Genomic DNA, 19721 nt, shown 5'->3' with positions numbered 1-19721 from the left:
AATAGCAGTCTTGATTCACTAAAAATGAGCTCCTAGTTTTAGGGGCTTTTTTTATGGATACAACAATAACAATCTCGGTAAGTCAGTGAGCAATAAGTTACGCAGGAGATTTTTTAGATCGAAGGATAGATACAGCTACAGATAGAACAGAGAAACGAGTGTAGCAGAAGGATTTAAGCGTTTTTTGAAGGGGGTGTTACGGTGGAACTGAGGGGGATACAGATTTGAGAGAAAGTGACGCAAGCTGCTGTTGCAACCTGCGCCGACTTAAAATCTTATAGAGCTACAACGTTTGCAGCTTGAAGACCTTTTTGGCCTTGCTCTACTTCGAAAGACACTTGTTGGCCTTCTTTAAGAGTTTTGAAACCTTCAGAAGCGATAGCACGGAAGTGTACGAATACGTCAGCGCCGCCGTTGTCTTGAGTTAGGAAACCGAAACCTTTCTCTTCGTTAAACCATTTTACTACGCCGTTTACTTTGTTAGACATGATGTGTCCCTTATATAAAAATAAAAAATTAATCGCCAAGAAGTGCGATGCGCTGAAAGCTTGAATTATTTAATGTATCTATGAAGCTAAGGGAAACACTGAGAATAACAATGAAGCAATACTAAGGGTTTTACTTTACAACTGGATGTTTCATTTAATAACCCTGAAAACAGAGCGAGGCCATTCTTGGTGATCCTAGCTAGGTTGTAAAGCGTTATTTAAAGAAAACGACGTTTTTTCGCTCAAGCTCCCCTTATTGAAAAACCCAGCGCTATCGCTGGGCTTCATTTATAAAGTCTTAACCTTCAAAATTTTACTCATCTGGCTGCTTGGTTCGTAGATCCACATAAGGCCAGTAATGATGTCCAACACGAATTAATAGCGTCGCTGCTGCCAAAATAAATGCAGCTAGAGACAACCAAACGATCAATACCGCATCGAGCTCTTTCATACCTAAAGTGATGTAACGAGCAATTGCCATCATCGCGATGTAGATAGGGTACCTAACAGGAATCTTACCATTCACCACAAACTGCTGAACCATGGCCAACACTTCGAGATAGATAAACATCAACAGAATATCGGTCAGTTGCACTCGGCGTTCAGCGAAGACATGCATGAACTCTTCGACCATCGCGAACAGTGTCGCCAGTGTGATCGCCACCAGCAGCACCGCTTCCATAATATGGAATACTTTTAAAAACGGCTTACTAAAAGATTTAGGTAAGTGAGAAGGCATAGTCACTCTTCAAAAAATAATTAATCCAGTCTCTACAATAGCATGCATCAATATAAGTCGCGTACTCTCAAAGCATCGACTTTAGGATAACGCCACCAGTTACACGTCTAGAAACGGCAAATACAAAAATGGCCCTACATTCGCTGTAGAGCCATTTATTGGTCTTTTACTTAACGCCTGTTCTTAACAAACGCTACCTACCGAGCTGCCTTATAGCAGAATCAGATAAGTTAAGAACACCACACACAGTCCGTAGATTAGTGGGTGAACTTCTTTGCGCTTGCCCGCGACAACCATAGTGAATGCGTAGCTGATGAAGCCCATCGCCATACCGTTTGCTGGTGAGAAGCTTAATACTGTGAACATGATAGTGAAGAAGGCTGCAATACGTGACTCTTTCTTTTCCCAGTTGATCTGACCAAGACGACCTACCATGTAGATGCCCACTACTACCATCGCAGGCGCAACCATAGCTGCCGAGAAGATAGAGAAGATTGGGTATAGGAATAGCGAGATTAGAAACAAACCTGCAACCATCACTGCCGCTAAGCCCGTCTTCGCACCTTGAGAAGAAGCGATACCAGACTCAGAGAACGCGGTGATCGATGTGGTACCAAGAATCGAACCAATCACCGTACCACCCGCATCCGCCACTAGAGCTGACTTCGCATTTGGCACCTTGCCGTCTTTATCGATGATACCCGCATCACGACCAACACCAACAATCGTACTCAAGCCATCGAAGAAATCGACAATCAGGAAGATAAGCACGATGAACAATAGGTCAAACATTTTCTCAGGTGTGAAAGCCGAGAAATCAAAAATGGCACCGAAGCTACCCGCCATGCTCGGCGGCATCGCAACTAGCTGCTCTGGGATTGGTGCATTTGATGTACCCATGAATACGTCAGCAAGAATGGTCAACACAATAGCTGAAACGAACGAGATGAAGGTCGCCAACTTAATGTCACGAACCATACAGCCAAGTGCGATGAAGATACTCACGTAAGCGATGATCACTTTTGGATCGGAAATATCACCTAAGCCAACCAGTACGAATGGGTTTGAAACAATGATGCCTGCATTCTTAAGACCTAAGAAAGCAATGAACAAACCGAGAGAAACCGTAATCGCCAACTTCAAATCTTCCGGAATCGACTCAATCATCGATTTACGGATATTGGTTAACGAGAACGCGAGGTAAAGAATACCGGAAAGGAAGATACCAAACAGTGCTTCATTCCAAAGCACAGCTACCGAACCGCTTAGTAGTAAACCTTTGAAGAAGCCGTTCATGCTCATGCCTGGTGCTAGCATTACTGGGTAGTTACCCCAAATACCCATGATTAGGGTCGCGATAGCCGCAGACAGAGCTGTCGCAGTAAACACGGCACCTTTATCCATGCCTGGAATGTCACCCAAAATCGCTGGGTTCACCGCCAGAATGTAGCTCATTGCCAAGAAAGTAATGAAACCTGCGTACAGCTCAGTGCCAATAGTGGTTTTTCTTTCAGTGATTTTAAACATCGAATCAAGCGATCCAGAGGTGTTCTGGGCTTTCAGGGTGGAATCGGTACTCACAACAAAACCTTTGCAATAAATTAAGAACTTGGTGATTCAAATGCTGTGAGAATAGAGAGGTCTCTACACTAAAAACTGTAGTCACCAAGGTAGGCTCGGTAGTAGAAACATCTAGTCTAGCAGGGTCTGTTGGCCCTTCGAGATGATTTTTGCAGCGAGTTGTTGGGGATTTCTACAAGGCAGAGACTTTGAAGTATAGCTAGCCTACATAAGAAGTCGATAACGCAGTAGAAATCACCAACAAACGCTGCCCGAAGGGTTCGGCTAAAATCGTTTTATGCTTTGTTAAGGAGTCTTTACTTAGAATACTAGGCTACAAACTCCTTGCCGCGCCTAAAACTATTTTTTCTCGAACAAAACTCCATCGCGAAAGGTCAACAGACCCTAGATATATACAGCATTTAATCGTTTGCGCGGATTGTAAGGATTGAGATTAAAACTTCAACAAATTTTGTCCAGATCACATAAAAAAGTACCGATGACCAGTCATTACATTTCTACAAAGATCGTCGAGAAGATCATTCGCTAATAAATAACGATCAAGCCAGTTGTTCTCAATCATCTAAATATGCTACTCTTCGCCTCCATTTTTCTGACCTAAATTTCACCAGTTGCTTCTATTAGTTTTACTCGTTATCCCTTTATAGACGTAACCATCGGTACAACAATTAAGGTCAGTGCTATCTTTTATAGTGTCGGTTTATCGCCTTCACTCAATCCAACCAACAGTGGAAATATACAGATGGGCAAAGGTACTCTTTACATCGTATCTGCACCTAGTGGCGCAGGTAAGTCGAGCTTGATCTCAGCAATGCTAGAAACCAATCCAACCTACGCAATGAAGGTATCTGTTTCACACACCACTCGCGGTATGCGCCCTGGTGAAGAAAATGGTGTTCACTACCACTTCGTAGAGAAGCACCACTTCGAAGACCTGATCAATAAAGGTGAGTTCCTAGAGTACGCTGAAGTATTCGGCAACTACTACGGTACTTCACGCGTTTGGATTGAAGAAAACCTAGACCGCGGTATCGATGTATTCCTAGATATCGACTGGCAAGGTGCTCGTCAGATCCGTGAACAGATGCCTCAAGCGAAGAGTGTATTCATTCTTCCACCATCAAATGGTGAGCTAGAGCGTCGTCTAAACGTTCGTGGTCAAGACAGCGACGAAGTTATTGCGAAACGCATGAGCGAAGCAAAGTCTGAAATTTCTCACTACAGTGAGTATGACTATGTGATCGTGAATGATGACTTTGATGCAGCCCTAATGGACTTCAGAGCAATCATTCGTGCGGAGCGTTTGAAAGAAGATAAGCAAGCAGCTAAATACAGCGGCATGCTTACAGCACTACTGGCGGAATAATCTCTGATACCAATCGTAGTAAACAACTGGTCATTCTAGCTTGTGAAAAAGCCTGATAACGTCGTTAGAATTTTTGATTGTAGGGTCACTACTTATCGAAAAATTCTTCCTTGTTCTCAAACTTTTTTCCGGCGCTATCTCTGAGCACTTATTTACTGTGATTGGTATAACTGGATTTTCCATTGAGATAAGTATACGGTGATCTAGAAAGTCTCTAGTTAAACTTGTATACTTTCTCGTCATCAAAAATTTATTAGTTAATTACTATTTGGAGTCCTCATGGCACGCGTAACTGTTCAAGACGCTGTTGAAAAAGTTGGCAACCGTTTCGACCTAGTTCTTATTGCGGCTCGCCGCGCACGTCAAATGCAAACTGGCGGTAAAGATTCACTAGTGCCTGAAGAAAACGATAAGCCAACGGTTATCGCTCTTCGCGAAATCGAAGAAGGTCTTATCACTAAAGACGTACTAGATGCTCGTGAGCGTCAAGAGCAACAAGAGCAAGAAGCGGCTGAACTTGCAGCAGTAAGCAGCATCGCTCACACTCGTTAATAACGTCATTCGAACTAATTAACCTTCCGGGCCTTTAATTTGTATCTATTCGATAGCCTCAAAGACGTTGCCCAAGAATACCTAACAGAGCCTCAAATTGAGGCTCTGCGTCAATCTTATGTGGTAGCGAGAGACGCCCATGAAGGGCAAACCCGCTCAAGCGGTGAACCATACATTATCCACCCTGTAGCTGTTTCAAGAATCCTGGCAGAAATGCGTCTGGATATCGAAACCCTGCAAGCTGCTCTACTTCATGATGTGATTGAAGACTGTGATGTCACTAAAGAAGACCTAGAGGAAAAATTCGGCAATACCGTTGCTGAATTGGTTGATGGTGTATCTAAGCTGGATAAGCTTAAATTTCGTGATCGCAAAGAAGCGCAAGCAGAGAACTTCCGTAAGATGGTTCTCGCCATGGTGCAAGACATCCGCGTTATCTTGATCAAATTAGCTGACCGTACTCACAACATGCGCACGCTTGGGGCACTTCGTCCTGACAAAAAGCGTCGTATTGCTCGTGAAACCCTAGAGATCTATTCTCCGCTAGCTCACCGTCTTGGTATTCATAACATCAAGACCGAACTAGAAGAGCTGGGCTTCGAAGCCCTCTACCCTAACCGTTATCGCGTACTGAAAAACGTAGTGAAAGCTGCGCGTGGTAACCGTAAGGAAATGATCCAACGTATCCATAGCGAAATCGAAGGCCGTCTTGAAGAAGTCGGTTTGCCTGCTCGCGTACTTGGTCGTGAAAAGAACCTGTTCTCCATCTACAACAAGATGAAAACCAAAGAGCAGCGCTTCCACACCATTATGGACATCTACGCTTTCCGCGTAGTGGTTGATACCCCAGATACTTGTTATCGCGTACTTGGTCAGGCTCACAGCCTGTACAAGCCTCGTCCTGGCCGCATGAAAGATTATATTGCGGTACCAAAAGCCAACGGCTACCAATCTCTGCACACATCAATGATCGGCCCTCACGGGGTGCCTGTTGAGGTTCAGATCCGTACTGAAGATATGGATCAAATGGCAGACAAAGGTGTCGCGGCGCACTGGTCTTACAAAGGCAATGGCTCACGCAGCAGTAATGGCACAACCGCACAGGTTAAAGCACAACGTTGGATGCAGAGCCTACTTGAACTTCAACAAAGCGCAGGTAACTCATTCGAATTCATTGAAAACGTTAAATCTGATCTGTTCCCAGATGAGATCTTCGTGTTCACGCCGAAGGGTCGCATTGTCGAACTTCCTGCTGGCGCAACAGCGGTCGATTTTGCTTACGCGGTGCATACCGATGTCGGCAACATGTGTGTGGGTGCTCGTGTAGACATGAACCCTTACCCACTCAGCAAGTCGCTGAAGAACGGTCAAACCATTGAGATCATCAGTGCTCCGGGCGCACGTCCGAATGCTGCATGGCTCAACTACGTAGTAACATCACGTGCGCGTACTAAGATCCGTCAGGTTCTGAAAACGATGCGCCGTGAAGAGTCAATTACGCTAGGTCGTCGTCTACTGAATCACGCACTTGGTGAACACTCTATTGCCGATATCGGCCAAGAGAACCTTGAGCATGTATTGTCAGACTTACGCCTAGATAACGTTGAAGACTTGCTGGCATCAATTGGTCTTGGTGAGCTGATGAGTATCGTTATTGCTCGTCGCCTACTTGGTGATGCTGACGAACTGACTGAAGTGGAAAACAACAGCGATACACCTAGGAAGAAACTTCCGATCCGTGGTGCTGAAGGTTTACTGCTGACATTCGCTAACTGTTGTCACCCGATTCCTGATGATCACATCATTGCCCATGTATCTCCGGGTCGTGGCCTTGTGGTTCACCGTGAAACGTGTCCAAACGTTCGTGGTTACCAGAAAGAACCAGATAAGTACATGGCGGTGGAATGGTCTGACGATTACGACCAAGAGTTCACAGCTGAGCTTCAGGTTGATCTGCAGAACCACCAAGGTGCACTGGCTGAGTTAACTAACGTTATCTCGAAAACAGGCTCTAACATTCACGGTATTTCAACCGAAGAACGTGATGGACGCTTGTACACAGTGACAATCTTGCTGACTACTAAAGATCGTGTTCACCTTGCGAGCATTATGAAGAAGCTACGTGTGATGCCACACGCGCTGAAAGTAAGGCGTCGTAAGAACTAGCTAATAGAGCAGATGAGGGATTCGAGATGGCGAGATGCGAAGAGCAAAAGACTTCGTGACTCACTATCTTGGCTCCACATCTGATTTAGTTTTTTGAATATCGATAGATAAAGCGATAAGGCAGATGAGAGATACGAGTCTCGAGATGCGAAGAGCAAAAGCTTTTCACCACTCAACCTTTCGTATTTCGAGTCTGCTTTAATTTTTTGTACTGCCCTGTTCTTTCATTCCTCGATAACTCCAAACTCCTCTTTGCTCTTAATCTCTTCGAATCTCGTTTACCCGCATCCCGTATCTGCTCTTTCGCTTTATCCTGTACAAAAACCCAGTAAAATGCTTGAATAGATTATCTCTCTTACGTTTATGAGCCTTGTTATGTCACAGCTTTTATCTGCTATCCCTCTCAACTCTTTATCTGGAGTCGGCGCTAAAGTCGCAGAGAAACTGGAAAAGGTTGGGCTTAACAATGTACAAGACCTACTGTTTCACCTACCTTTACGCTACGAAGATCGAACACGTATCTACCCAATCGTAAAACTACATGCAGGCCTTTGGGCTGCAGTACAAGGCAAGGTCATGCACGTCGATACCATTTTCGGCAAACGTAAGATGTTGGCGGTAAAGATCAGTGATGGTAACGGCACCATTACTCTGCGCTTTTTCAACTTTACCGCAGGTATGAAGAACAACTTTGCCGAAGGCAAACAAGTCCACGCCTATGGCGAGATCAAGCGCGGAAATATGGGACTTGAGATCGTCCACCCTGATTACAAATTCTTTGCCCCAAGGCAGCAGCCAGACGTTGAAGCAAATCTGACTCCGGTGTACCCAACTACTGAAGGGCTGAGACAAGTCACGCTGCGTAATCTGACTGATCAAGCGTTAGAACTGATCGACAAAGCAGCCGTCAACGAGCTTCTGCCCTCTGGCTTATACGATCACCAAATTACTCTCGCACAAGCACTGCATACCATTCACAGACCACCTCCGGGCATTGACCTAGAGCTGTTTGATGAAGGTAAGCACCCCGCGCAACTGCGCTTGATTATGGAAGAGTTGCTGGCTCAAAACCTGTCTATGCTGTCGGTTCGCAGCAAAGGGCAGCAAGACAAAGCGATGCCTTTTCCTCCAGTAAATACTCTGAAAGATAAATTGCTGGCTCAGCTGCCGTTTTCTCCAACCAATGCTCAAGCACGAGTGACTAAAGAGATCGAAGCTGATTTGGAAAAACCTCACCCTATGATGCGTTTAGTGCAAGGGGATGTAGGTTCAGGTAAAACCTTGGTTGCTGCGTTGGCGGCAGTTCGAGCGTTAGAGCATGGTCAACAAGTCGCTTTGATGGCCCCAACTGAGCTATTGGCAGAGCAGCACGCGATCAATTTTTCCAACTGGTTTGAAGCCATGGGCATTCAAGTAGGTTGGCTAGCAGGTAAACTCAAAGGTAAGGCTCGTGAGACTGAACTGGCGCGCATTGCCAGTGGCGAAGCGCAGATGGTTGTCGGTACTCATGCCCTATTCCAAGAGCATGTCGAGTTCAAAAACCTTGGTTTGGTCATCATTGATGAGCAGCACCGATTTGGTGTCCACCAGCGACTAGAGCTGCGCGAGAAAGGCGCAAAACAAGGTTACTACCCTCACCAATTGGTGATGACTGCAACGCCAATTCCACGAACACTAGCAATGACGGCCTATGCCGATCTCGAAACCTCAATCATTGATGAGCTACCGCCGGGTCGAACACCTATTCAAACCGTGGCAATTCCAGATACCAAGCGTGATGACATTGTTGAGCGCGTGCGTAATGCGTGTCTTAACGAGGGCAAACAAGCTTATTGGGTATGTACGCTGATTGATGAATCCGAAGTATTAGAAGCGCAAGCTGCGGCTGATACTGCTGAAGAGCTGCAACGAAAACTGCCTGATGTGAAAATAGGTTTGGTACACGGACGAATGAAGCCAGCTGAGAAACAAGCGGTGATGCAGGAGTTCAAAGAGAACAAACTTCACCTATTGGTTGCGACGACGGTGATTGAAGTCGGTGTGGATGTTCCGAATTCGAGCTTAATGATCATCGAAAACCCAGAGCGTCTTGGCCTAGCACAACTGCACCAATTACGAGGCCGTGTTGGCCGAGGCTCGGTCGCAAGTCACTGTGTATTGCTGTATCACTCACCGCTGTCTAAAACCGCTCAGAAGCGCTTAGGTGTGCTGCGTGAAAGTAACGATGGCTTTGTGATAGCGCAGCGTGATTTAGAGATCCGCGGCCCCGGTGAGCTACTTGGCACTAAACAGACAGGCTTGGCTGATTTTAAGATTGCCGACTTAGTTCGTGACCAACGTTTAATTCCTGAAGTGCAGCGTATCGCGCGTCATATTCATGATAGCTACCCAGACAACGCCAAGGCGATCATCAATCGCTGGTTGGGTGAACGCGATGTGTATTCTAAGGCGTAATTAGCCCTCATATTCCCGCTTAAAACGTAAAAAGGCTTCCACAAGGAAGCCTTTTTAATACACATTACTTTAATAAACCAAGAGCGAGATTCCCTACTCGTTCGTTCCTCACGATAGGGAATGACGAAAGGTTGCGGATAGGCATCGTCCGACTCAGATTTTACCACCAGTCTTACTCAACCTCTTTCTCTGGCGTTAGTTCTACATAATAAGAAAGAGCTTCAAGGTTAAGCACACCGTTTGCGCTTAATGAACCTGAATACTTATCACACCGTCATCCTCGAGAGGGAAGAATGACCGAATCGGGGATCTATATTCAACTCCCCAACTACTCAATAAAACCTAAGGCTTTACTGGGAAACTGATCTGCGCTTTTAAACCACCTTCACTGCGATTATTAACCACCACAGCACCTTGATGTTGGCTGACAATACGTTTCACAATCGCCAAGCCTAAACCTGTCCCTTCACTGCCACGGGCTGTGTCACCACGCGTAAACGGTTCAAACAACTTACCAATTTGGTCCTGTGGGATACCCGGACCGTTATCTTCTACCGTTACCCAAGCCAGTTTGTTATCCGCTGTCATGCCAGTTGATACCTTGACCCAACCATTACCGTAACGCAGCGCGTTCACCACCAAGTTACTCACAGCACGCTTCATTGCGATCGGATTGCCTAGTGCAGGTTTCATGCTTTCCGGAATATCGGTTTCTATCTGAACCTCATAGCCGCCTTCTGAGCTCGACACCTCACGTGCAATATCATCGACGAATACCGCTTGAAACGATTCACGATCGACTGGCTTTAGGTAGTCCATAAACTGACTGATGATCTCGTTACACTCTTCAGTATCACTGATGATCCCTTCTGCTAAGTAACCATCTTCTGGCGACATCATCTCAGTCGCTAAGCGAATACGCGTTAATGGAGTACGTAAATCATGACTGATACCTGCCATCAAGAGAGCCCTATCTTCTTCCAGTTCTTGTATGCCTTTCGACATTTGGTTGAAGGCACGAGTTACCGAGCGAATCTCTTGTGCACCTTGCACTGGCAATGGCGGCGGAATGTCACCGCGCCCAACCCCTTGTGCGGCTTTCTCTAGCGCAATCAACGGGCGGTTTTGCAATCGGATGAACAGCCAGCCACCTGCGACAATCAACATTGCCATGATCAAACTGTTACGAAATAGCGGCGCGAAATCTTCTTCTTGCAGTTCAGACAGCGGAATACGAATCAAAGAGTTAGGAAGCTGATCGATATCCATCCACAACACATAACTCTCTTTGCCGAGAATCAACCGCACTTCGGTTTCGGAACCGAGCTCTTTGGTCATCTCCTCACTCATCAGGTCAATCGCTACTGCATGGTAATACTCGCCCGCGGCTTCGCTGTCCTTGGCATGAACGGTTACCCCTAGCTGCTCAAGTACACGCTGGCGCAGCGGTGCATCAATTTCGATATCACTGCCTTGGTCCAATACGAGGTTTAACTCATGTGCCAATATCTTATTAAACTGCTGCAAACTCGGCATCAAAGCGTAGTTAAACACGGCGTAGTAAGAAAAAATTTGGCTAGCAACCAATAGCGTTAAGAAAAGCACTATCGACTGAGTAAAGGAGCTACGTATGCGCATAGAAAACCTAAAGTGAAAGGAGGAGAAACAGAGACATAATAGAAACTATAACTCTAAACCATTGTGCTGAATAGAAAACGGGCCATCACATATTAATGAGATGGCCCGTAAATAGAGAATTCTGAATGACAGAATCGATAAAGCTGCTGTAGAGCTTATTAAGCTGACTTACACAGCCTTACCATCTGGAACGAACACGTAACCCAAGCCCCACACCGTTTGGATGTAGCGAGGTTTGCTTGGATCTTCTTCCACTAGACGACGCAGACGTGAAATCTGAACATCGATAGAGCGTTCCATTGCTGAATACTCACGGCCACGAGCCATGTTCATCAGCTTATCGCGAGACATTGGCTCACGCGCGTTAGTCACTAGCGACTTAAGTACCGCAAATTCACCTGAAGTAAGCGGCATTGGCTCTTCACCGCGGAACATTTCACGCGTACCTAGGTTCAAGCGGAACTCACCAAACTCAACCACAGACTCTTCTGTGCTTGGTGCACCCGGCGCTTCAATCACTTGGCGACGCAGTACCGCTTTGATACGAGCAAGCAGTTCACGTGGGTTGAATGGTTTTGGTAGGTAATCATCGGCACCCACTTCCAAGCCCACAATACGATCCACTTCGTCACCCTTTGCCGTCAGCATCAGGATAGGTAGCGAGTTGTTTGCGTTTCTTAGACGACGACAGATCGAAAGACCATCTTCGCCCGGCAACATTAAGTCCAATACCATCAAGTGAAAGTTTTCACGGGTTAACAGGCGGTCCATCTGCTCACTGTTTGCCACGCTACGCACTTGAAAGCCTTGCTCTGACAGATAGCGCTCTAACAAAGCACGTAAACGAGCATCGTCATCGACCACTAAAATTTTGTAGTTTTCTTGCATGTAATGGTTCCACCTATTAAAGCTCAAACCTAAGGTTAAGCATTCTTGGTAAATGTGTATTGGTATAAGACATTAAAAATGTAACATTCTTGGAGAAAAAGTCGCCTAAAGAATTGTTAACGTATGTTGCCTTTCTATATATTCTATCTTAGAACATCATTTCATTAAGTCAGATTTATGAAAACAAACCTAATCACTCGTGAGGGTTATGAAAGACTCACAAAAGAGCTTAACTTTTTGTGGCGAGAAGATCGTCCAGAGGTCACCAAGAAAGTGACTTGGGCTGCAAGCCTTGGCGATCGCAGCGAAAATGCCGACTATCAGTACAACAAAAAACGCCTTCGAGAAATCGATCGCCGCGTTCGCTATCTAAGAAAACGTCTTGATCAGGTAAAAGTTGTGGATTACTCACCACAGCAAGAAGGTAAAGTGTTCTTCGGAGCTTGGGTCGAGATCGAAAACGACGATGGCGACACCAAAACATTCCGCATTGTTGGCCCTGATGAGATCTATGGCGGCGTGAAAAACTACGTGTCTATCGATTCGCCGATGGCGCGTGCGCTGCTAAAGAAAGAAGTGGATGACGAATTTACGGTAAGAACCCCAGAAGGCGAAAAAGAGTGGTTCGTTAACTCAATTCGCTACGCTGAAAGCTAACGTCTATCGGATTGGTAGGCAGCGATAAACCCGTCGCTGACATTACAAACGCCAGATAAAAGAAAACCCCGCAAGGCTTTCGCCTAGCGGGGTTAAGTCTCTATCGCAGCAATCCGGCTACTGTTTATCTCTTCGAGATAAGGTGCTCCCTGCATCTTTCCTTGATAGTGGCTAAATCCTTTAACCAATTTCCTTTTTGTTCATCGCCATCCTAGCGGTGTCCATTCTAGCCTGTCATCCTGACTGGCGAATCTCATCCAGAGATTATCACTTCCTTGCTGACCACTCATCCTAAGTAATCAAATCTTCATCCTGAAGATACCTAGTCCATTAGGCTTTTTCCTGTTCCTGCCAACTCCCTGTCGACAAGTTAAATATTACGGGAAACGACGCTATTTCCTAGATAGTCCCAAAAAACATTTCAGATGAGAAATATGCCCTCAAACACTCAACACAATAAAATCAGTAACTTAAGTTAATCTTAAGACGATTTCATCGGTTTAAAGTGACTTAGTCGCACATCACTTGTAAGAGATCTCGCACAAAGTGGGTATCACAAACGGAAATTCGACTTCTGACAGGATAATTACACAGCCAAAGCTAGAAAAAGCGTACGCTCACCCCCATGTAATTGTCACGATATTAAATAAGAGATTCATCGGATGAGCCAAGCTATCTGTCGACTGATTGCTGAAGAACTGAATGTTCGTTCAGAGCAAGTCACCGCCGCAGTAAACCTAATTGACGACGGTAACACCGTTCCCTTTATTGCCCGCTACCGTAAAGAGGTCACGGGTGGCTTAGACGATACCCAACTACGTAACCTTGATAGTCGCCTTTCTTACCTTCGCGAACTTGATGATCGCCGCCAAACGATTCTTAAATCGATTCAAGACCAAGGGAAACTCACGCCAGAACTTGAGCGTGATATTACTCAGGCTGACAGCAAGACTCGCCTAGAAGATTTATACCTGCCTTACAAACCAAAGCGTCGCACCAAAGGTCAGATCGCAATTGAAGCAGGCCTAGAGCCACTTGCCGATACACTATGGACTGAACCACAGCACGATCCAGAAACCGAAGCTGCTAACTTTATTAGCAACGACAAAGGCATTGCCGATACCAAAGCAGCACTCGATGGCGCACGTGCGATCATCATGGAGCGCATTGCAGAAGACGCGAACCTGCTTGAGAAGATCCGCCAACACCTAAACCGCAATGCAGAGCTTGGTGCTCGTGTTGTAGCAGGCAAAGAGAACGAAGGTGAGAAGTTCAAAGACTACTTCGAGCACAACGAAGCTCTGAGCAAAGTACCGTCTCACCGTGCGCTTGCAATGCTACGTGGCCGAAATGAAGGCTTCCTAACACTGGCGATGAACGCAGACCCAGAGCAAGAAGAAGGTGTACGTGGTTCTTACTGTGAGAACATCATCTCTGATCACTACGGCATTACCCTAAGCAGCGCACCAGCAGATGCCTGGCGTAAGCAAGTGATCAGCTGGGCATGGCGCATCAAGGTTTCGATGCACATGGAAACCGAGTTAATGGGCGCAATGAAAGAGCGTGCTGAGATCGAAGCGATTGAAGTATTCGCGACCAACCTTAAAGACCTGCTAATGGCTGCACCTGCTGGCCCTCGTGCCACATTAGGCTTGGATCCAGGTTTACGTACCGGTTCGAAAATCGCCGTTGTGGATTCAACCGGCAAGGTTCTCGCGACAGAAACTATTTACCCTCACCCACCACAAAAGCAATACGACAAATCAGCACACGTTGTTGAGCAGATGGTTCGTCAGTTTAATGTCGACCTAATTGCGATTGGAAACGGTACGGCTTCACGCGAAACCGACAGCTTTGTGGCTGACGTAATTAAACGCGGCAACCTAAAAGCGCAAAAAATCATTGTTAGCGAAGCAGGTGCATCGGTTTATTCAGCGTCTGAATTAGCGGCGAAAGAATTCCCGAACATGGACGTATCAATCCGTGGCGCGGTGTCTATCGCTCGTCGTCTACAGGACCCATTGGCAGAACTAGTGAAGATTGACCCTAAATCGATCGGTGTGGGCCAATACCAACATGACGTTAGCCAAACCATGCTTGCTAAGCGCCTAGATGCGATCGTCGAAGACTGTGTAAACGCCGTAGGTGTTGATGTGAATACTGCGTCTGCCGCGCTACTTACTCGCGTAGCGGGTCTTTCTAGCACTATCGCTCAGAACATCGTGGATTTCCGTGATGAGAATGGTCGCTTCGAAGCTCGTATTACGCTGAAGAAAGTTGCTCGCTTGGGGCCAAAAGCCTTTGAACAGTGTGCTGGTTTCCTACGTATTATGGATGGTAAGAACCCGTTAGATGCATCATCGGTTCACCCGGAAGCTTACCCTGTGGTGAAAACCATCGCTGAGAAAAACCAGAAAGACATCAAATCTCTGGTAGGTAACACCGACTTCTTACGTGGTTTGCACGCGATTGATTACACCAATGAAAACTTTGGTGTTCCAACGGTCACCGACATCATCAAAGAGTTAGATAAACCGGGACGCGACCCTCGCCCTGAGTTCAAGACTGCAACCTTCGCTGATGGCGTAAACAGCGTTTCAGATCTAGAACCGGGCATGATTCTAGAAGGCGTGGTATCGAACGTGGCCAACTTTGGTGCCTTCGTTGATATTGGTGTTCACCAAGATGGCTTAGTTCATATTTCAGCGCTCACCGATCGCTTTGTTTCTGACCCACGTGAAGTGGTGAAAGCGGGCGACATCGTGAAAGTGAAAGTGATGGAAGTGGATGTTCAGCGTAAACGTATTGCACTAAGCATGCGTATGAAGGACGAACCGGGACAAGACAACCGTGCTCAACGTTCAAGTGCACCTCGCACACAAAACCGCTCGAATCAAAACTCACAAGGTGGCCAACGCCGTCGTGAAGAGCCACAACAAAATGCCGCAATGGGTGGCGCATTTGCCGCTGCTTTTGCAAAAGCGAAAAAGTAATCCATTAGCTCATCGAAAAACGGGTTAGCTTAAAAACAGAAAACCTGCATCCCTTAGGGTATGCAGGTTTTTTTATTATGTGTTCAAAAAAGACATCGAAGTTTGGTTGTATCCTTCGTCTTTATACTCAAAATAATTGTAGCTGCAGCTAGGCAACAAGTAAGTTCAGCCCTATGAGCATAGGGGTTCTATGTGATTAGGGTGAACTTACGCAGTTAACAACGCTGCGGCTTCAAGTATGAAGAGTATAATCATAATACGACTAACATCTCTGACGGAGCATGAGGCGCAACAGCATGACCATAATGATACTTTATGACCTTACGTCGTTTCTCCATCTGTCCTTCCTGAATCGCCGCATCTAAAACATGCTTTGGCAGGCGGAAACGCATGGTATAGCCTTTGCCTTGATCAGCACTGTATGTTTTCAGTGCCAATAAGCTGAACAGCCTATCAAAAGGGTCTTGTGGCTCTTCTTGGCTAACCGAATTGGCCTCTGACTCGTTCTCCATTTCATAACCTGGATGGTCTGAAGGGTCCCAAGCCGACTGCTGCCTTCGTTTATCGTCTGATTTTACCTTACGCTCTGCATTGGTTCTCGCCAATGCTACTGCGGGAGCAACAGGCTCTCGGACTCTATTATCACGCGCAACTTGCTCTGTTTGCACATTAACGGACGGGGCGATTAGTGGCACACTCACTGCAGTTGCAGGTGACACAATCATCGCGAACTCTCCTCAAGAATCGCCCATCACTATTGCCATAGCACTGTTGTACCGAGAACGCACAACAGGCATAGCCCAACTTACCGCAATCAGCTCTGGAGAGAGTTAGGTCTGAGTATCATGCAGTGCATTGGTGTTATACCAATCGTAGTAAATAACTGCTCACCCTAGCTTGTTAAAACGCTCGATAACGGCGTTAGAACTTTTGATTGTAGAATAACTACTTATCAAAAAGCTCTGCCTTGTTCTCAAGCCTTTTTCCTACGCTATTGTTGAACACTTACTTACTGTGATTGGTATTAGCTTATATATCGACCAAGCCGGATATATATTTAGCAATTATTTTTGTGCGAAGCTGACAAGCTCACTGCAAAAGGCATCCGCTTCGGTCATAAACGGAGCATGCGAAGACTGAGTGAAGATGTATTGCTCAGTATGAGGCAAGGCTGTACCCAAATCTTTGGCGACCTTGATTGGCACGAGTCCATCTAACCGACCATACAAGCGAAGCATAGGCACGGAGATCTCAGGTAGCTGTTCACGCAGGTCAACATCAGACAACATCTTTAAGCCAGCTAATAACGAATCAGGATTAGGCAGCGGGCGAGACAGTACCGCTTGCTTGAGCTGTTTGACATCTTGTCTTGCTGACGGACTGCCCATGGTTTGCAATGCCATAAAGCGTTCGATGGTGGTTTGGAAATCTTCCACCAGCTGTTCGGTGAAAGCGGTTAATACATTTGGTTGAATACCTCGCCATAATACTGGCTCTTTTGCGGCAGCAAATTTCGGCGAACTCGCAACCGTCACTAATTTGCTCACGTAATCTGAATGATGCAGCGCCATGTGCGTCGCAACCAAACCACCGAGTGACCAACCGACCCAAATCGCCTGCTTTGGCGCTTCGGCCAACAGTTGTTGAGCTATCTCTTCAAGATCTTGAGCATGACAATGAGAACTGTGTCCGTACCCTGGCAAATCGACAACATGTACTCGGAAATCGGCCTCTAACGCATTCACGGTTTGCTGCCATACCGCACCGTTCATTCCCCAACCATGAACCAATACCAAATCGGGTCCCTGCCCTGAAACATGCCAATACAACGCGTCACTCATTCTCAATATTCCCTACTTTTTCCATCAGCGATAAACTGCGCTTTTCAGTATGGTGAGCAAAAGGAACACCATAACCCAAAAGCATCGCGAGCTATGTTATCCGATTGGCTACAAAAACACACACCACGTCTGGTCACACCTCAATGCCACCTGTGTAAGCTAGATAAATGTCCTAGTAATACACATCCTCGATGGTGCAATTCTTGTCTCACACTCTTTGAGCCAGCACCTCGCTGCCAGCGATGTGGCTTAAGAACTGTCACCACCGTTGAGCAGTGTGGTGAGTGTTTATCAAAGCCACCACCTTGGCATCGCCTCTATTGTGTCGGCGATTACACCTTTCCAACCGCTGGTTATATTCAACAAATGAAGTACGCGGATAAGTTCTGGTTTGCTCGCGACTTGTCGAAGTTATTAGCGTCACGGATTGAAGAGCCCGCATCGTTGCTGACGAGTGTCCCACTGCATTGGCAAAGGTACATTCATCGTGGCTTTAATCAGAGTGAGTTATTGGCGCGTTACACCGCTCACGAGCTCAACATCAAAAATGCCGTTTTATTTAGACGAACCCGCTCAACGATTTCCCAACAAGGGCTCACCAAGTCGGCAAGAAAAAGTAATCTGAAAGACGCTTTCGTTCTGAAAAATTTAAACTTTTCAGCGACGGATTATTCGCACGTCGCGATAATTGATGATGTTGTAACCACAGGCAGTACTGTGTATCAATTATGCCAATTACTACTTGAAGTAGGGGTGAAAAGGATTGATATTTACTGCATCTGCCGCACTCCTGAGCCCTCTGGATAACTGGTGTGAGTCGCTACTTGTACAGCAATCCAACAAAAAAGGGCTGAATTACAAATCTGACAGGAGTAGAATGGCGCTAATAGCCTACAAATTTACTCAGGTATTCGTCGTGTCAAATATTACTATTACAGAAACAGCTCAAACTCATTTTGCCAATCTGCTGTCACAGCAGCCTGAAGGTACAAACATTCGTGTGTTCGTGGTAAACCCAGGTACACAAAACGCTGAGTGTGGTGTTTCTTACTGCCCAACAGATGCGATTGAAGCATCTGACACAGAGCTTAAGTTCGAAGCTTTCTCTGCATACGTAGATGAGCTAAGCCTACCGTTCCTAGACGAAGCTGAAATCGACTTCGTTACAGACAAAATGGGCTCTCAACTAACACTTAAAGCACCAAACGCTAAGATGCGTAAAGTATCAGACGATGCGCCGCTTCTAGAACGTGTTGAGTACGCAATTCAAACACAAGTTAACCCACAACTTGCTGGTCACGGCGGTCACGTTAGCTTGGTAGAAATCACTGAAGACGGTGCTGCTATCGTAGCATTCGGCGGCGGTTGTAACGGTTGTTCTATGGTTGATGTGACTCTAAAAGAAGGCATCGAAAAAGAACTTCTTCAACAATTCGAAGGTGAACTGACTGCTGTTCGTGATGCAACTGAGCACGATCGTGGTGAGCACTCTTACTACTAATCACTGATTTAGTGTTAGTCGTTATTTGAAAGGTTGATGCGCAAGCATCAACCTTTTTTGTTTTCGGGCTGAGCATACACACTCTAATCCAGGCTTCCTATGCGCTTGTATTCCTTATGCTCCTCACCGATATTCTCGCCTCGTTACCATCTTGAGTAAGGTATTCAAGTGATCGCAATCGGTTCCTGCTTCAATAATTCTCGGATATGAAAACTCGGATCTAGGAACTCAACGTCATTTCCCCTATATTAGAATGACTTTATAAGAAAGAATTCCAATGAGCTAAGGAGCGAGCGCAATGACAAAAAGGACCAAGCCAGAAATTTTGGCTCAGCAAACTGTCGCTCAATCAAAACTATTCTCTATCGAGTCTCTCGACTTACGCTTTTCAAACGGTGAAGAGCGAACTTACGAACGCATGAAGCCTAGCGGGCGCAACGCAGTAATGATGGTTCCGATTACTGAACAAGGCGATATTCTATTAGTGCGTGAATATGCAGCGGGTACTGAACGCTATGAGCTCGGCTTTCCGAAAGGACTGATTGACCCAGGTGAACAACCTAGTGAAGCCGCAGTTCGTGAACTCAAAGAAGAGATTGGCTTTGGTGCCAACAAACTCACTCCACTAAAGGAAGTGATCCTCGCTCCCTCTTACTTTTCTAGCAAAATGACGCTGTTTATAGCAGAAGACCTCTACCCAGAGAAGCTAGAAGGTGATGAACCTGAACCACTGGACATTGTGCGCTGGCCGCTTGCTCAAGCCGAAGAGCTATTAACGCATCTCGACTTCTGTGAGGCTCGCAGTATTACCGCCCTACTATTGACCCTTCGATCACTCAATAATAATTAAAGCCATA

Annotated in this window: 16 protein-coding genes; 9 read left to right on the top strand and 7 right to left on the bottom strand. The window is 46.1% G+C overall.

What is annotated here, in order from left to right; translation table 11 throughout:
- Positions 1-275 precede the first annotated feature (275 nt).
- From FLM53_RS08660 to FLM53_RS08650, 3 genes are all read right to left on the bottom strand, one after another.
- Complete coding sequence (locus FLM53_RS08660) at positions 276-488, bottom strand: cold-shock protein (RefSeq protein WP_017071067.1); 213 nt, start codon at positions 486-488, stop codon at positions 276-278.
- 313 nt (positions 489-801) lie between these two features.
- Positions 802-1227, bottom strand: coding sequence for a phosphate-starvation-inducible protein PsiE (locus tag FLM53_RS08655; protein WP_026084101.1), 426 nt, complete (start codon positions 1225-1227; stop codon positions 802-804).
- Positions 1228-1437: 210 nt separating this feature from the next.
- A complete protein-coding gene (locus tag FLM53_RS08650; RefSeq protein ID WP_017629496.1) occupies positions 1438-2808 on the bottom strand; it encodes an NCS2 family permease in 1371 nt (456 codons plus the stop codon).
- A 742-nt stretch (positions 2809-3550) separates the two neighbouring features.
- Between FLM53_RS08650 and gmk the strand changes: the two genes are divergently transcribed.
- The 4 genes from gmk (at position 3551) to recG (ending at position 9346) form a co-directional block, all read left to right on the top strand.
- Positions 3551-4174: a guanylate kinase gene (gene gmk / locus FLM53_RS08645; RefSeq protein WP_017629495.1), complete on the top strand. Its 624-nt coding sequence runs from the start codon at positions 3551-3553 to the stop codon at positions 4172-4174.
- A gap of 279 nt (positions 4175-4453) precedes the next feature.
- The gene (gene rpoZ / locus FLM53_RS08640) at positions 4454-4726 is read left to right on the top strand and encodes a DNA-directed RNA polymerase subunit omega (RefSeq protein WP_009848003.1); all 273 of its coding nucleotides are present in this window, start codon (positions 4454-4456) and stop codon (positions 4724-4726) included.
- Positions 4727-4765: 39 nt separating this feature from the next.
- Positions 4766-6892, top strand: a complete 2127-nt coding sequence (gene spoT, locus FLM53_RS08635) for a bifunctional GTP diphosphokinase/guanosine-3',5'-bis pyrophosphate 3'-pyrophosphohydrolase (protein ID WP_017629494.1) — start codon at positions 4766-4768, stop codon at positions 6890-6892.
- 375 nt (positions 6893-7267) lie between these two features.
- Positions 7268-9346: an ATP-dependent DNA helicase RecG gene (gene recG / locus FLM53_RS08630; protein ID WP_176680709.1), complete on the top strand. Its 2079-nt coding sequence runs from the start codon at positions 7268-7270 to the stop codon at positions 9344-9346.
- 342 nt (positions 9347-9688) lie between these two features.
- Here recG and envZ read toward each other — a convergent pair whose 3' ends face one another.
- Both envZ and ompR read right to left on the bottom strand, forming a co-directional pair.
- Complete coding sequence (gene envZ / locus FLM53_RS08625) at positions 9689-10984, bottom strand: two-component system sensor histidine kinase EnvZ (RefSeq protein WP_176680708.1); 1296 nt, start codon at positions 10982-10984, stop codon at positions 9689-9691.
- Between the two features lie 168 nt (positions 10985-11152).
- Entirely contained in the window at positions 11153-11872 is a 720-nt protein-coding gene (ompR, locus tag FLM53_RS08620; protein WP_008218409.1) for a two-component system response regulator OmpR, read from the bottom strand.
- Positions 11873-12049: 177 nt separating this feature from the next.
- On the opposite strand from ompR, the gene greB reads away from it, so the two are divergent.
- The gene (gene greB, locus FLM53_RS08615; RefSeq protein ID WP_048663067.1) at positions 12050-12529 is read left to right on the top strand and encodes a transcription elongation factor GreB; all 480 of its coding nucleotides are present in this window, start codon (positions 12050-12052) and stop codon (positions 12527-12529) included.
- Positions 12530-13191: 662 nt separating this feature from the next.
- Positions 13192-15522, top strand: coding sequence for a Tex family protein (locus FLM53_RS08610; protein ID WP_176680707.1), 2331 nt, complete (start codon positions 13192-13194; stop codon positions 15520-15522).
- A 251-nt stretch (positions 15523-15773) separates the two neighbouring features.
- Here the strand turns inward: FLM53_RS08610 and FLM53_RS08605 are convergent, their stop codons facing one another.
- Positions 15774-16247 (bottom strand): hypothetical protein, encoded by a 474-nt coding sequence (locus FLM53_RS08605; RefSeq protein ID WP_017063078.1) that lies wholly within the window; start codon positions 16245-16247, stop codon positions 15774-15776.
- A 339-nt stretch (positions 16248-16586) separates the two neighbouring features.
- Positions 16587-17363, bottom strand: coding sequence for a pimeloyl-ACP methyl ester esterase BioH (bioH, locus tag FLM53_RS08600; protein WP_176680706.1), 777 nt, complete (start codon positions 17361-17363; stop codon positions 16587-16589).
- A gap of 93 nt (positions 17364-17456) precedes the next feature.
- On the opposite strand from bioH, the gene FLM53_RS24130 reads away from it, so the two are divergent.
- The 3 genes from FLM53_RS24130 to nudE all read left to right on the top strand — a co-directional run bounded on the left by FLM53_RS24130 (position 17457) and on the right by nudE (position 19714).
- Complete coding sequence (locus FLM53_RS24130) at positions 17457-18170, top strand: ComF family protein (RefSeq protein WP_176680705.1); 714 nt, start codon at positions 17457-17459, stop codon at positions 18168-18170.
- Between the two features lie 109 nt (positions 18171-18279).
- A complete protein-coding gene (gene nfuA, locus FLM53_RS08590; RefSeq protein WP_026084098.1) occupies positions 18280-18864 on the top strand; it encodes a Fe-S biogenesis protein NfuA in 585 nt (194 codons plus the stop codon).
- 298 nt (positions 18865-19162) lie between these two features.
- Positions 19163-19714 (top strand): ADP compounds hydrolase NudE, encoded by a 552-nt coding sequence (gene nudE / locus FLM53_RS08585; RefSeq protein WP_176680704.1) that lies wholly within the window; start codon positions 19163-19165, stop codon positions 19712-19714.
- Positions 19715-19721 lie beyond the last annotated feature (7 nt).

The organism is Vibrio sp. Scap24 (assembly GCF_013394185.1).
Taxonomy (GTDB): domain Bacteria; phylum Pseudomonadota; class Gammaproteobacteria; order Enterobacterales; family Vibrionaceae; genus Vibrio; species Vibrio pomeroyi.
Note: the sequence above shows the minus strand (reverse complement) of the source record. Positions and strands in the feature narration are given on the sequence as shown.